The organism is Tritonibacter sp. SIMBA_163 (assembly GCF_046535935.1).
GTDB classification, from domain to species: domain Bacteria; phylum Pseudomonadota; class Alphaproteobacteria; order Rhodobacterales; family Rhodobacteraceae; genus Epibacterium; species Epibacterium scottomollicae.
Genome location: NZ_JAWJBP010000019.1, coordinates 1 through 13,646 on the forward strand (window position 1 = coordinate 1; position 13,646 = coordinate 13,646).

Annotated in this window: 11 protein-coding genes, 2 pseudogenes and 1 riboswitch; of the genes and pseudogenes, 4 read left to right on the forward strand and 9 right to left on the reverse strand. The window is 57.0% G+C overall.

Annotated features, from left to right (window positions below; genetic code table 11):
• A pseudogene (locus R0J92_RS18290) lies at window positions 1-107 on the forward strand (IS5/IS1182 family transposase); the annotation flags it as partial.
• A 14-nt stretch (window positions 108-121) separates the two neighbouring features.
• A pseudogene (locus R0J92_RS18295) lies at window positions 122-1,091 on the forward strand (IS5 family transposase).
• A gap of 278 nt (window positions 1,092-1,369) precedes the next feature.
• Here the strand turns inward: R0J92_RS18295 and R0J92_RS18300 are convergent.
• The 4 genes from R0J92_RS18300 to R0J92_RS18315 all read right to left on the reverse strand — a co-directional run bounded on the left by R0J92_RS18300 (window position 1,370) and on the right by R0J92_RS18315 (window position 6,017).
• Window positions 1,370-2,467 (reverse strand): sensor histidine kinase, encoded by a 1,098-nt coding sequence (locus R0J92_RS18300; RefSeq protein WP_411052662.1) that lies wholly within the window; start codon window positions 2,465-2,467, stop codon window positions 1,370-1,372.
• Window positions 2,460-2,927 carry a response regulator gene (locus tag R0J92_RS18305; protein WP_106164615.1) on the reverse strand — a complete coding sequence of 156 codons (468 nt, stop codon included), beginning with the start codon at window positions 2,925-2,927 and terminating at the stop codon, window positions 2,460-2,462. The genes R0J92_RS18300 and R0J92_RS18305 overlap by 8 nt, the downstream gene beginning before the upstream one ends.
• 2 nt (window positions 2,928-2,929) lie before the next feature.
• Window positions 2,930-5,206 carry a sensor histidine kinase gene (locus R0J92_RS18310; protein ID WP_411052663.1) on the reverse strand — a complete coding sequence of 759 codons (2,277 nt, stop codon included), beginning with the start codon at window positions 5,204-5,206 and terminating at the stop codon, window positions 2,930-2,932.
• Between the two features lie 79 nt (window positions 5,207-5,285).
• Complete coding sequence (locus R0J92_RS18315; RefSeq protein WP_106164617.1) at window positions 5,286-6,017, reverse strand: response regulator; 732 nt, start codon at window positions 6,015-6,017, stop codon at window positions 5,286-5,288.
• A gap of 512 nt (window positions 6,018-6,529) precedes the next feature.
• A riboswitch (cobalamin riboswitch) is annotated at window positions 6,530-6,736 on the forward strand.
• Window positions 6,737-6,873: 137 nt separating this feature from the next.
• Here R0J92_RS18315 and R0J92_RS18320 point away from each other — a divergent pair.
• Together R0J92_RS18320 and R0J92_RS18325 are read left to right on the forward strand one after the other, a co-directional pair.
• Window positions 6,874-8,100 carry an aromatic ring-hydroxylating oxygenase subunit alpha gene (locus R0J92_RS18320; RefSeq protein ID WP_411052664.1) on the forward strand — a complete coding sequence of 409 codons (1,227 nt, stop codon included), beginning with the start codon at window positions 6,874-6,876 and terminating at the stop codon, window positions 8,098-8,100.
• 6 nt (window positions 8,101-8,106) lie between these two features.
• The gene (locus R0J92_RS18325; RefSeq protein WP_106164619.1) at window positions 8,107-9,174 is read left to right on the forward strand and encodes a hybrid-cluster NAD(P)-dependent oxidoreductase; all 1,068 of its coding nucleotides are present in this window, start codon (window positions 8,107-8,109) and stop codon (window positions 9,172-9,174) included.
• Window positions 9,175-9,308: 134 nt separating this feature from the next.
• On the opposite strand, the gene R0J92_RS18330 is transcribed toward R0J92_RS18325, so the two are convergent.
• The 5 genes from R0J92_RS18330 to R0J92_RS18350 form a co-directional block, all read right to left on the reverse strand.
• Window positions 9,309-10,898 carry a 5-guanidino-2-oxopentanoate decarboxylase gene (locus R0J92_RS18330; RefSeq protein WP_411052665.1) on the reverse strand — a complete coding sequence of 530 codons (1,590 nt, stop codon included), beginning with the start codon at window positions 10,896-10,898 and terminating at the stop codon, window positions 9,309-9,311.
• Between the two features lie 30 nt (window positions 10,899-10,928).
• Window positions 10,929-11,663, reverse strand: a complete 735-nt coding sequence (locus R0J92_RS18335; protein WP_411052666.1) for a TetR/AcrR family transcriptional regulator — start codon at window positions 11,661-11,663, stop codon at window positions 10,929-10,931.
• Window positions 11,664-11,739: 76 nt separating this feature from the next.
• A complete protein-coding gene (locus R0J92_RS18340) occupies window positions 11,740-12,273 on the reverse strand; it encodes a biotin transporter BioY (RefSeq protein ID WP_411052667.1) in 534 nt (177 codons plus the stop codon).
• A gap of 39 nt (window positions 12,274-12,312) precedes the next feature.
• The gene (locus tag R0J92_RS18345; protein ID WP_411052668.1) at window positions 12,313-12,903 is read right to left on the reverse strand and encodes an energy-coupling factor transporter transmembrane component T family protein; all 591 of its coding nucleotides are present in this window, start codon (window positions 12,901-12,903) and stop codon (window positions 12,313-12,315) included.
• The gene (locus R0J92_RS18350; RefSeq protein WP_411052669.1) at window positions 12,896-13,576 is read right to left on the reverse strand and encodes an energy-coupling factor ABC transporter ATP-binding protein; all 681 of its coding nucleotides are present in this window, start codon (window positions 13,574-13,576) and stop codon (window positions 12,896-12,898) included. The genes R0J92_RS18345 and R0J92_RS18350 overlap by 8 nt, the downstream gene beginning before the upstream one ends.
• Window positions 13,577-13,646 lie beyond the last annotated feature (70 nt).

A 13,646-nucleotide genomic window follows, 5' to 3' on the forward strand; every position in this document is an offset into this window, starting at 1 on the left:
AGAATGCGCGCCGCATCGCCACACGCTACGACAAGACCGCTGAGAGCTTCCTTGGCTTCATAGACATCACGTCCATCAGCCTTTGGGTGCGCCTTTTGTCAACATGACCTCGCTGTGCAGCATGAGCAGACCTCCGAAGACGACATACAAGACGACCAATTGGAAGAGCTACAATCAGGTGCTGAGGTAGCGCGGTTCGCTGACCGTCTGGTTCGATCCCTCTATGCAGTGGGAGGCGGTGCCGTCCGGGCGGCACGGACGCCAGCAGTCCTATAGCGACGCCGCGATCCAGGCCTGCCTGACCCTGAAGGTCCTCCTCGGGCTGCCACTCCGCCAGGCGACAGGGTTCGTTGCGAACCTGCTGGAACTGTCCGGCCTTGGCTGGTCCGTGCCTGACTTCAGCCCCCTGTCGCGTCGCCAAAAGGCCTTGGACGTCACCATCCCGTATCGGGGCTCCAATGGCGCGCTTCACCTGCTCGTCGACAGTACCGGCATCAAGGTGGAAGGTGAAGGCGAGTGGCACACGCGCAAGCATCCCTCTCACACATGCAAGCATATGTTGCCGGGCAATGGGTGGCTCGCGACGCAGGGTTTGGCGCAAGATCCACCTCGGGATCGACGAGGAAACATTGGAGATCCGGGCGGTCGAGGTCACCTCCAGTAATGCCGGCGACGCGCCGATGCTGCCGGACCTGCTTGCCCAGCTCCCGGCGGAGGAGGAGATCGCCACCGTCACCGCCGACGGTGCCTATGACACCCGCGCTTGTCATGATGCCATCGCGGCCCGCGGCGCGGCGGCGATCATTCCGCCGAGGAGGACTGCGAGGCCTTGGAAGCCGGACACGGCCGGAGCCCGGGCGCGAAACGGGATCCTGCGAGCATCGAAGCACTTGGGTCGGGCGCTGTGGCGAAACTGGAGCGGATATCACCTCCGCAGCAGGGTGGAGACGAAAATGAACTGCGTGAAGCTGCTCGGCCAGAGGTTAATATCACCGGACTTCGACCGCCAGGTCGCCGAAGTTCAGATCCGTGCAGCGGTCATGAACCGCTTCACCGCTCTCGGCATCCCTGTCACCGTGGCCCTAGGATAAGTGTGTCCGGGGAAAGGGGAACTCTGGCTGCTAGCTGATTTGTGCAACAGCGCCTATGAAAATGCCTGAAGTCTTATCCCCCTAGGAGGCTCTATTGCATAAATCCCGCACGCGATCTTTGCGCAACAAAGCGCCGGGAAGCGGGAAGTGCGCTCACATAACGATTTGTGCAACAAATCTGTCGCGAGGTGGTGTAATATAAATTGAGCTCGACAAGTGACGTTTGCAGCTGGAGTTTCGCATAAAGGCAACCCGCTACACCGAGGGTGCGTCAAAAATCACCTGTCGTGCGCTGCATTCCTGTAATTATTACGCAAATTGAGAGTGAAATTGATTCTTGTGCCTCTCGATACATCCGGGTCACACCATATTGCGCCGTCGTGGCGTTTCGCGATTTTGGCACATGTTGCCAACCCCAGACCGCTCCCCGGAAGGTCGCTGCTGCGCTGAAGACGCTTGAAGGGCTCGAAAATCCGGGTACGATATTCCTCCGGCACGCCCATCCCGTTGTCCCTGATCGAGAATTGTACGCTGGAGCCGTGCGCCTGCGTCGAGACAACGATGTGAGGAGGCGTGTCACTGCGGTACTTGATCGAATTGCCGATCAGGTTTTGCAGAAGCTGCGAGATGTCTGGCGGGAAACAGAAAACTTCGGGTTCCTGCAAATCCAGTTCGATACTGGCGTCGGAACTGGCAATATCCTGCGCGACGGCCATACAGGCGGCTTCGACCAGGCTTTCAGTTGACACTAGTTCAGGAGTGCCCTCGCTGTGCGGGTTTATATGGCTCGCCAAACGCTCAATCAGATCAGACATCTTGGTTACGGAACGTTTCATGAGGTCGAATTCTCGTTTTACCTCGTCGAGATCTCCGGCTTCAAAATCCTCAATGATCTGATCGCTCAGGAACTTGATGGCGCGAATTGGTGCCCGCAAATCATGAACGAGAACATCGGAGAACTGCTGGAGCTCTTTCTGGTGTTCTTCGATGCGCCACCGCATACGAGCAATCTGCAGACCATTGCCGATCATTCGATGCAAGGCGCCTGGCGTGATCGCCGATTTTGCTATGTAGTCAGCGGCACCGCTCAGGATCGCGCTCTTGGCAATGTCTTCGTCGCCCTGTCCTGTCATTATAAAAATTGCGCAATGGGGCCAGCGCCGAAAGAAGACCGACATGAGATCCAGGCCGGATTCCCCTGGCAGCAGGTAATCCAGAAAGATTACCTCAACCTCTTCGTCAGCGAGAGTTCGGGCCTCATCACCATTTTCAGCTTCCAGTATTGTCACGGCAGGGTATAGCGCCGCGAGGTGTCGCCGGATCAGCTTGCGATCACCACCGTCATCATCAACGATAAGTATGCTTTTTTCAACCATGTGGTGAGCTCCGCGTCTCTATCACCGGCAGCTCTACGATCCGCCAAAAGTTATCCATCACAGCCATGAGTTCGATAAACATATAGCCTGCGCGAGATTTTAAGATGTAGCCGGCAACGTGATTGGAATAGGCGGCAGTGATGTCCCGCTCGTCGTCGGATGTGGTCAGAACGAAGAAGAGGGTCCTTTGGAGGCGGGGGTCGTCTCTCAGCGCTTCCAGAAGTTCCAAACCGGACATGCAGGGCATGTTGATATCGCTCAAGACAACGAACTGAACGGGGGGATCCTGATCGCCTTCCCCCTTGAGGAAGGCGAGGGCCTCTTCACCGTTCCTGAAACGTTGAATCTTGTTCGCGATGCGCGCTTTTGAAAAGGCTCGGCGAATGGCCTTGGCATCTCCATCATCGTCTTCGACGAGAATAATCTGAACGTCACGGGAGTCGGAGTGGTGGGATTGCATAGCTACGCTGCCTGATCCTGTTGAGGTTTTTCGAACGGCCAGAAGAATTCGAAGATGGTACCGCGTTCGCCATCAGATAGTATTTTGATATCTCCGCCGGCTACATCGATGTACTTTTTTACAAATGCGAGGCCCATGCCGCTGCTTTCAAGCTGATCTCTGGATTTCAAGGTCTGAAACACCTTGAAAATTCGCTGATGGTAGACGGGTTCTATACCTGGGCCGTCATCTTCGACGCGGAAACGCCAACCCGCCCCGCATTGCTCCACATTGACAGTTATTTGCCCGACATCGCGATCATGGTGCTTGATACCGTTTCCGATGAGGTTGACGAAGATCGTTTCCAGGGGAAACTTCCGCATATGCAGGTCAAGAAATCCATCGGAGAAAGAAATGCTCATGCCGTCAGGCACCTCAAGCAATTGCAGAAGTTCTTCCGCCATGGTCTTGCCGGGTATTCTGGTCTCTGGTTCCGCGACTCTGCCAATCCTTGAGTGTTGCAGCAGGTCATTCAACAAGCGTTCCATCCTGCTGGTGCGACTTTTCAGCAGGTTCATGCTCTCTCGCGTGTCATCCGTCAAATAGGGTTCCAGATCTTCTTCGAGCCAAACCACGGCGTTGCTGATAACCCTGAGTGGGGCCTTCAGGTCATGCGAAGCGACATAGGCGAATTGATCGAGTTCGGCGTTGGATCTCTGCAAGGCCGCGATCAACGCCTCTGAGCGTTCTGTGGCGGCCGCCCGTCTCGTTACATCCCTAATCATGGCAATAAACCGCCCCTCACCTGCATATGTGGCGTGCTGCAATGTCAGATTGAGCACGATACGGGAGCCATCCGATCGAGTCATCGTGAGTTCGCGCATTCCAGCCTCCTCGGCGGCATGCGCATGTGCAGCATCTTCTAGCAACCCTTGCGTAGCCTCTGCGTCAAAACCCAAAAGTTCCAAGAGGCGTGCGCCGCGTAATTCCGGTTCAGAGTTGCCGAGGATACGGCTGGCGGCGGGGTTTGCATCTTCGATGCTCCCGTCCTCGGATAAGGTCAGGATGCCTTCAGAGATATTGCTCAGAACCATGTCGAGGCGCTGTGTTTCGTGGATCAAGTCATTGGTCAGGCGTGTGAAATTCTGCGCTATGTCGGAGATTTCATCGTTGCCGCGGTACCTGTTGCTCAGTGGGTGAAGGGTCTGGCTGCTCTCGTTGATCTCAGACAGCAATACTTGCAGGGGGCGGAGCAATTTTGCAGAGAAGAGGTACCCGAGACCCGAGGCAAGGATGGTCAGCCAGAGCGCGTTGCCGACGTTCCGCCAAAGCTCATCCCGTGCCGCAGAGTACAAGTCATGCAGGTCGACCGTGGTTGCGATTCTGAACGTAAATGGGACCTTTTCATTTCCGGTGTTGACCCGGCTGATGTACACGCCAATTTGGTCTTCAAAGTGAACCAATCTACGTTCTGGAAAACTGGCAAGTTGTTCTAAACTTATCGTGTCTGGTTTGCCTTCGATATTGGCGTAGAAGTTTCTGTCGCCATCAGCGACAGGGATGCCCGCGATTTCAGAATTTTCAACCGAATAAAAGGTTTGTCCCAAGTCTTCGGAGCTGGAAGGGAGAGTAAGCAGACTCGCAATATCTGCGTTTACCACGATCGCCCCGAGCAGGTTTCCGTGTTCGTCAACAACGCGTTTCATCGACCGCAGCATCGGAGGCCCCGATACCCTTTGGTGCTCCCGGTTGCGGGTAACGTTCGAAAACAGAATGTCTGAAGTGGGATCGGCGTGCAGAGCTTTGATATATGGTTCTTCGCCCTTGGATTGAAGGTCGTCTTGAGGAACGACTTGGACATCTCCATTGTCTTGATCTACGCGGGCGAATTCAGACCAGTTGTTTTCTGCCAGGATCAGCCGAATCTGACTGTAGCCACTGCGATTGCCGATGATGCTGATGAAAAGCGTTTCAAGCCGAGCGCGCCAGTCGGCGAGTGTTGACCCATCCAGCGGATCGCGGTTGTCGATCGCTTCGCGGGTCCGGATGATTCCCGAAATTGGCGGGAAGCCAACGATCATCTCGGAATCTTGGCGCATTTTTGTCAGCGTATCAACGATGTAGCGCGTGTGTGTTTCGTGATTGCGCAGTATCAGCTCTTCTGCGTGAGCGTGAATACGTTGAATGGTGTCTTGATAATTGATGGCGAAGAAGACACTGAAAGACGCTCCAGAAACAAGGCATACCACCAGCGCGACTTTTAGCTTTATAGAGATCCACCTTGGCGACACGATAGTCACCTCTCCGGATAAGGAATTCAAACCTGCGCTACAGTAAAACCGCTGCGCCTAACTCATGTGTATGCCGGGGCGGGTACCCCTACTGAAGGCGTTTTCGCAACTCGGTGACCGTAAGGCGACGACCCTCGCCCACGACGCTTTCAAGATCGTCCATAAAGGCGACCAGATCCTTTGCACCGCGTTCAAACATCGACAGGTTCGAGAGCAGCGTCGGGTCGATGGCATCATCGCTGCGCGCTTGCATCTTGACCGCTCGCACGCCCATCATGCTTCGGCGCAGTAGCTCGCGCATTTCTGGCCCACAGCTCACCATGAAACGTTCGAAAATCGACTTTAGCTCTGACTCTGACGCGCGCGCATCCGTGAGCGCCCCGTAAAGCGCACGTCGTTCGATGGCCGACGTCACCGATTTTATCAGCGCATCAACCGTGAGCTCGTCCTTGACGATATAGTCGGCACACCCTCTGCGCATGGCTTCGACTGCAACATGGTAGTCGACCGAGGACGTGAGCATGATCGGAACCGCGCCGACCTGATCTTCGTGCGACAGCAGGATGCCGAGCGCGTCGAGACCTGTATCCATGCCCAGATCGTGGTCGATGAAGACCAGATCGAAGGCGTCCACATCGAGGCATTCACGCATTTCAGCCAGGTTTGCAGCTTCGGTAAAATCTACCATGAGCCCGGCTTTGCGACAGATCTTCAGCAGTCGCATACGATCAATTTCGTCATCATCAATGGACAGGACGTTCAGGAGAACCGGTTTCGCTCCCGACATCAGTGCGTAGTCTTGTACGTTCATTTTCGACATGTTTTGACCTTTTACTCACAACAAGTTGCGGTTGAAGCCGTACTGCTCCTTGCACCGCACCTGAATGTTATCCCCAAAGATAACGTGTTTTCAAAAGAAAGACTTGTCGAATTGAATTAATGAACTCCTGCTTAAATGCGGAAAGCCGTATCATTTAATTCGCCAAACCATCGCATATGTTGCTTTTATTGGAGCGTTTGCGCCCACTTGATGATGGTAAAACGGACGAAAGCACGTCTCGATGTTCTGAACACCGACATCGTGTGCGGCATGGATACGCAGCGCGCCCTTACCATCTGCGGCATGCGGTCAGGACCATCGAAGATCCCTGTGCGACCCCCGTGTTCGCCACGCCGACTGCATCGGCGCGTATTGAGCGCTCCGTTGCGGTCATGTCCGTCTTGGGGGGCAGTGTGGACGACGCCGAGCAAGAATTGTGGCGCGGACGTCGCGCTTGTCTCGAACTCAATAAACAATGTCGCAATTCGCGGATCTGGTTTTTCGAATCTCGGTACAACTCAGTCCCAAGAGGTGCTGCGCGGAGCGATCCGTGTGGAGAATTTGGGAAGCCGGTGAAACTCCGGCGCTGCCCCCGCAACGGTCATGGAACCCGCGCGCGCGACATCAGCCACTGGGTGGAGGACCCCGGGAAGGCGTTGCGCTCCGACCAATTGGTCAGTTCCTGAGCCCGGAAACCAGCCTCAACAGATATCGTCAACCGCGGGCGGCGGTTTGGGCATCTTGCAGGGCGCGGCTTCCTCCGCCGCGGCCTAACGGGTTCCCTGTGCCGTCCGAACAACCAACCAACCGCAGTCGCGCCGCACATGTCGGACGCAGGCGGCAGGGGAGTCAGGAAATGAACAGCAATATCAATGCGCTGATCGCAAATCACCAGCCGGGGCACGGGCTGGCGCAGGCATTTTACAACAATGCTGATGTGTTCCAGACCGATCTGCAGGAGATTTTTTACAAGGAGTGGCTGTTTGCCATTCCCGCCTGCGAGCTGGAAAAATCAGGCAGCTACGTCACCCAGCAGATTGGAACGTACAACGTGATCATCGTGCGCGGTTCCGACGACGTAATCCGTGCGTTTCACAACTCCTGCCGTCACCGGGGATCGGTGATCTGCAAAGCGAAGAAGGGCAACAACCCAAAGCTGGTCTGCCCCTATCACCAGTGGACCTATGAGCTGGATGGTCGCCTGCTGTGGGCCCGAGACATGGGACCGGACTTTGATGCCAGCAAGCACGGTTTGAAGACAGTGCACTGTCGTGAACTTGCCGGGCTCGTCTACATTTGCCTTGCGGATGAGGCGCCGGACTTTGAGCATTTTGCAGAGATCACACGCCCCTACCTGGAGGTGCACGACCTGTCGAATGCCAAGGTTGCATATGAGAGCTCGATCGTCGAGCAGGGCAACTGGAAACTGGTCTGGGAAAACAACCGTGAGTGTTATCACTGTGGCGGCAACCACCCGTCGCTGTGCCGGACATTCCCGGATGATCCATCGATCACCGGTATCGAAGGCGGCGAAACGCCCGCAACTCTGCAGGCGCATTTCAACCGTTGCGAGCAGGCAGGGATGCCGGCGGAATTCTATCTGAACGCTGATGGTCAGTTTCGCGTGGCCCGCATGCCGCTGAAAGAGGGCGCCGAGAGCTATACGCTCGATGGTAAGACCGCTGTGCGACGCTGGCTGGGGCGGGCGCCGTTCGCCGACGCCGGATCGCTGTTGAAGTTCCACTACCCGACCACCTGGAACCACTTCCTGTCGGACCATTCCATTGTGTTCCGGGTCACTCCGATCAGTGCGACCGAAACCGAAGTCACCACCAAATGGCTGGTCCATAAGGATGCTGTTGAAGGGGTGGACTATGACCTCAACCGACTGACCGAGGTCTGGATCGCAACCAACGACGAAGACCGCGAAGTGGTCGAGTACAATCAGATGGGCATCAATTCACCTGCCTACGAGCCCGGTCCCTATTCCCAGGTTCAGGAAAGCGGCGTGCTGCAGTTCGTGCAGTGGTACCTCGATACCCTCAAGCGCAATTGCGCCCCTCAGACCTTGGCGGCGGAGTAACAGAACATGCCGAAAATCAGTGAACGCACAATCTGGAAAGATACTGAGATGCTGGAATGCGTCTCCATCATTCCAGAGATGGAGAACACCGCCTCATTCACCTTCAAGGCGCCATCCGGGGCGTTGTTCGACTTTGATCCCGGTCAGTTCATGACGTTGGAAATCCCGGTTCCGGGTGGTCCGTTGCACCGGACATATACAATCTCCTCGTCGCCGTCGCGGCCACGCAATGTGACGATCACAGCCAAGGCCCAGTCCAACAGTATCGGCACTCGCTGGATGCTCGACAATCTGCGGCCCGGCAGCCGGATCAAGGCGATCGGTCCCGCCGGCCTGTTTACCAATGCAAACAGTTCAGCAAAGAAATTCCTCTTTATTTCTGCGGGGTCCGGCATCACTCCGATGATGTCGATGACCACCAATATGTGGGATGATGGCGATAATCTGGACATCGTGTTTGTGAACTGTGCCAAACGCCCGTCGGAGATCATATTCCGTCAGCGACTGGAGCAGATGGCGAGCCGCTCAGAAAAGCTGGACCTGAAGTTTGTTGTTGAAGAGCCGGACCTCTATCGGCCCTGGACCGGATATCAGGGTGTGTTCAATCAGCTGATGCTGGGCCTGATGGCCCCGGATTATCTTGAGCGCGAGGTATATTGCTGCGGGCCGGAGCCTTTCATGCAGGCGGTGCGGGATGCGTTGGCCGGTCTTGGTTTCGATATGGACAACTACCATCAGGAGAGTTTCCACGCGCCGGTTGCGAATGAAGCCGAACAGCCTGATCTCGATGATGTTGTTCTCGATGACGAGACCTCGGCAGAAATCACATTCGCAACATCCGGGGTGACCGCCAAAGTTGCGGAAACGGACACGGTTCTGGCTGCGGCACGGGCCAACGGGCTGAACATTCCGTCCGGCTGCACATTCGGGGTCTGCGGCACCTGCAAAGTGAAGAAAACCGCTGGCGATGTGCACATGGTCCACAATGGCGGCATTTCGGATGACGACATCGAGGCCGGCTATATTCTGGCGTGTTGTTCCAACCCGATCGGCAAGGTTTCTGTCGAAATCTGAGCCTGCGGACGGTCAAAAGAATCCCCCGTCGCGCCTAGGTGCAGGGCGCGACGGGATTTGTGACGCGGGAAACGACCAGCTCACAGCCGAGCGCGAAAGCCGCATTGGGCGCGACGCAGTCGCCGCAGACGTTCTCAAGCGGTCGGCGAAGAGTGGCCCTGCATGTCGATTTCCAGAAGCAGAGGGCCGTCAAGCGGCAGGATCTGCGTTAGTGCATCACGCAAGTCGTCTGGAGATGTGCGCTTGAAACCAAGTCGATAAGACGCAGCGACGGCCTCAAAGTCCGGTGCGCCCGGATGGCAACCTGTGGCGGTGATGCCTGCACCTTCCATAGCATTTGCGATTTCGAGAAAGGCATTGTTGTTCCAGACAACAAAGAGGATCGGCAGGTTCTCATCGCTTGCCACGCCAAGTTCCGGAAGGGTGAATTGCGCGCCACCATCTCCCATCATCGCCACGATTGGAGCAGTGGGATCCGCCAGGGCCGCCCCGATGGCTGCGGGAATGGCGTATCCCAGCGCGCCAAATCCGGTGGCGCCATTGAACCAACCGCCAGGGCGATCATGATCATAGGCCAGATTGGCAGCATATATTGCTTGGGTTGAATCCCCCACCATAATGGAGCCGGGCAGGGCGTCTCGGAGTGTCTCCACCTGGCCAATAAGCGCACCGTAGCTTGGCGCAAGGGCCTCAACTTCGGCCAAAGCTGCGGCACGGGTTTTGTGGGCACGCTCCGCGCCGTCGCCGGGCACGCGTGCTGGAATTGTGCTGGCAAGCTGCGTCAAACAAGGGCCCACATCGCCCACCGCAGTAGCCTCTGCCGGATGACGGGCGAGCTGTTCTGCGCAGATGTCGATGCGGAGCAGGGACGCCATGTCGGGATAGGCCCCGGTGGCATACATATCGTAGTCCGTCGGGCCGAGCTCGGTTCCAAGCGCCAGCACGCAGTCGGCCTCCTCGATCAGGTTGCGGACGGTTTGCAACGAGGGGCTTGCCGCCACCGTAAGCGCATGACCGTGCATCAAGCCGCGCGCGTTCACGGTCTGGATGACCGGGGCGTCGAGCTTCTCGGCAAGTTCGGCCAGGGCTGCGTCCGCGGTACGGCAGCCCCCGCCAGCGAGGATCACAGGGCGCTCGCTTTGCGCAAGCCGTTGCACGATGGCGGAGAGGTCAGGCACAGCGGCTGTCGTGGGAGCAGAGATTTTGAGCGCATCTGGCCCTTCAAGGTCCATGACATCGGTCGGAACTTCGATATGGACCGGGGCAGGGCGCCCGCTCAGCGCACGGAATGTACGATCCAGCGCGCCTTCGAGGTCATTGGCGGCGCAAACCTGTTCGGCATGTTTTGCAACAGTTTGGGAGAGCTTCAGCTGGTCAGGCAGTTCATGCAGCAGCCCCAGCCCCTTGCCAAGGCTATCGCGCCGGTTGACGCCGGTCACCACGACCATCGGAATACTGTCGGCCCTCGCCTGAGCCATTGGGGTCAGCGTATTGACGAGACCGGGCCCGGTGATGACAAAAACCACGCCGGGCTTGCCCGAAATGCGCGCGTATCCGTCCGCCATGAACCCTGCGCCCTGTTCGTGGCGGGGGGTGATGTGCCGGATGTCGGCGCCCTCGATCCCGCGATAAAGCTCGATCGTATGGACGCCGGGGATGCCAAACACAACGTCGACACCGCGATCCACAAGGTTCTGTGCCAAGGCCTGGCCGATCGTTTGCATGAGTTCTTCCTTGTCGTACTGGTGCTTGGTTCAGTCTGTTGGAGAGAGACCAAGAATTGCAAAAAGTGTCGCTTCGGCGACGTCGGTCAGCCGGTGCGCGGGCAGCATCTCAGGCAGCATCGACCCTTCAAGCCAGAGACCGTCGAGGACCGCGTTGCAGGCGATCGCCTTTTCTTCCACCGTTTTGGGGTCTGCAGGCGCGCCTTGTGCTCGCAGGGCCTCGGTGATCAGAGGTTCCAGCGCATCACGGAAGCCGAGATAGGTGTCGATGTGAATTTGCTTCATGCGCGCGTCATGCGGGACCATCTGGATAAAGCCCGCCCAAATTTGCAACCCTTCACCGCTTGCAACGGGCGCTGAGAGCGTGTCGCGGACACATTGGCGCACACGGTCTGCAATCGGACGCGAGACATCAGTCGCCGACGAAAGAGACAAATGCGCCATTTTGCGCATATGGTAGGAATACGCCGCGTACATCAGATCTTCTTTGGTACGGAAGTGATGGCGGATCAGGCTGAAGGCAACGCCAGCTTCGGCCGAGATTTCGCGAACGGTCGCCGCAGAAACGCCTTTACGGGCAATGACCCGCAAGGTCGCTTCGATCAGCTGCTCGCGACGATGTTCGGGGCTTTCCCGGCGAAATTTCGGTTTACTGTCTGACATATCATGCCCTGCTGTTTGTTGCACAATCGTGCAGCAAACATGGGAGATCAAGTATAATTTTAGTTTTGTGTCTGGATGCACGTCCAGGCAGGGGATCTTCACCCCCTGCCTGAATTATATCCCGTAATATGAATTATGTTAAATCGATGCCTGCGCGATGCGAGCGCGCTTGGCGCCACTACAGATTTGGAATGGCCTTGCGCACCTCGCGCAGGATCAGGCTGGCAAGCACCGCCTTGATGACATCGCCCGGCAGGAAGGCCGCGGATGCGACAAGCGCCTGCCAGACCGAGAGTTCGGCGATGACAGCCAACCAAGGCACCCCAAACAAGTACACGACGCCAACGCCGCCCAGGAGCATGAACACTATCGACGGGAAGAGCGGTGGGCGACCTGCATATCTGTCGAACAAATAGCCAATCACAAAGGCCCCGACCGGAAAGCCGATGAGAAACCCGCCGGAGGCTCCGAAAAAGACGCCTAGCCCGCCACGACCGCCGGCCAGAAGTGGCAATCCGACTGCGAGGAGCGCGAGAAACAGAATGATTGCCAGCCCCCCCCGCTTGGCCCCCAAGAAGGCACCTGCCAGCATCACCCCCATGGATTGAGCGGTGATTGGCACGCCCATCGGTAGGGTGATTTGAGGTATGACACCAAGCGCGGCTGTCAGCGCAGCGAACAGGGCGATCAGTACGATGTCCTTCGTGGTCATGAATGGGGCTCCTAACTTCATGATTAGACGTATTTTTCGTCAGAATCCGCGCGCGTCTATGGCATCCGAAATGTCTTCGGACATCTTCAAAGTACGCACGATAGCGGGAATTGTGAGGGCGAGGATATTGCGCTCAAGGCCGCGTGCGTATTGCGCTTCGCGTACCTCTCGAACGACAGATGCCAGGACTGGAATAAACCGCAACGTCAGCGAAATCGCCAAGCTGATCCCGCGCGTCCGCAGGCCGAGGCGGCTGAGTGGACGCAGGCCAGCCTCTATGCCGTCTATCATCTCGCTGGATCGCGTCGTGAGCGTGAGTAGACCTGCCAACATCAGCAAGACTGCAAATCGTATGATGACGAACAGGCCCACCCACCAGCTGTTGAACAAGGCCTGCGCGATCATGATCAGCACAAAAATCCAAATCACTGGTCGGACTTGCGCCCAGGCGCGTCTGAGCGGCAGACCTGCGGCGGCGTAAAGGGCAAGTGTGACGGCAAGAAATGCTATCGAGAACAGTATGTTATCTACCACAAAAAGGAGACTTCCGGATACAGCCAGGCCAAGAATTTTCCATCCGGGCTTCATGGTATGCAGGCGCGAGTTCCCCTCCGAATACAGGTCAAGCATCCAGCATTGCCTCGACATAGCGGTTCAGTGCCGCGTTCGGGACATCGTCTGCCAACACCCGACCGTTTTCGAAAACAAGCACGCGATCAAAATCTTTCACGAGATCAAGGTCATGCGTGACAACGATCGCGGCTTGCTCAAGCGCGTCGATGGCATTGCTGATGCGCAGCTTGTTGCGCAGGTCAAGCAATGTGGTCGGCTCGTCCAGGACAACATAGTCCGGATTCATCACCAATACGCCAGCAATGGCGAGAAGCTGCTTCTGCCCTCCACTTAGATTATGCGCCGGGTGTTTGGAGTGCGCGCTCAACCCGTATCGCTGCAGAATGTCACGCGCCATCTCGGTGCGTGTGTCCGGCGGAATTCCGAGATTCTTCAGGCCAAAGGCCACGTCTTCTTCAACGATCGGAAAGACGATCTGGTTGTCGGGGTTCTGAAAGACGAACCCAACCTTGCGGCGAATGTCTCGCGCCCGCTTTCGGGTGTCGAGCCCGTCGACTCGGACACTCCCCTCTGTGGGTGTGCGCAGCCCATTCAGCAGGCGTGCAAAGCTGCTCTTGCCGCTGCCATTGCTACCGACGATCGCGATACGCTGTTCTGACAGCGACAGCGAAATATGCCGCAGCACCGGACGGTCATCCAAAGTCAGGCTAACGTTCTGAATTTCGATCATGTGGCGCGCGTCCCATTTGTCCCGGCACGATGCTCGGCTGCTGATCTGCGCTATACGGGATGGAGGCGGA

Bases quoted from the DNA above. Each gene is read 5' to 3' on its own strand.
- R0J92_RS18300 (WP_411052662.1), bottom strand. From the start codon at position 2,467: ATGGTTGAAAAAAGCATACTTATCGTTGATGATGACGGTGGTGATCGC.
- R0J92_RS18305 (WP_106164615.1), bottom strand. From the start codon at position 2,927: ATGCAATCCCACCACTCCGACTCCCGTGACGTTCAGATTATTCTCGTC.
- R0J92_RS18315 (WP_106164617.1), bottom strand. From the start codon at position 6,017: ATGTCGAAAATGAACGTACAAGACTACGCACTGATGTCGGGAGCGAAA.
- R0J92_RS18320 (WP_411052664.1), top strand. From the start codon at position 6,874: ATGAACAGCAATATCAATGCGCTGATCGCAAATCACCAGCCGGGGCAC.
- R0J92_RS18325 (WP_106164619.1), top strand. From the start codon at position 8,107: ATGCCGAAAATCAGTGAACGCACAATCTGGAAAGATACTGAGATGCTG.
- R0J92_RS18330 (WP_411052665.1), bottom strand. From the start codon at position 10,898: ATGCAAACGATCGGCCAGGCCTTGGCACAGAACCTTGTGGATCGCGGT.
- R0J92_RS18340 (WP_411052667.1), bottom strand. From the start codon at position 12,273: ATGACCACGAAGGACATCGTACTGATCGCCCTGTTCGCTGCGCTGACA.
- R0J92_RS18345 (WP_411052668.1), bottom strand. From the start codon at position 12,903: ATGCTTGACCTGTATTCGGAGGGGAACTCGCGCCTGCATACCATGAAG.
- R0J92_RS18350 (WP_411052669.1), bottom strand. From the start codon at position 13,576: ATGATCGAAATTCAGAACGTTAGCCTGACTTTGGATGACCGTCCGGTG.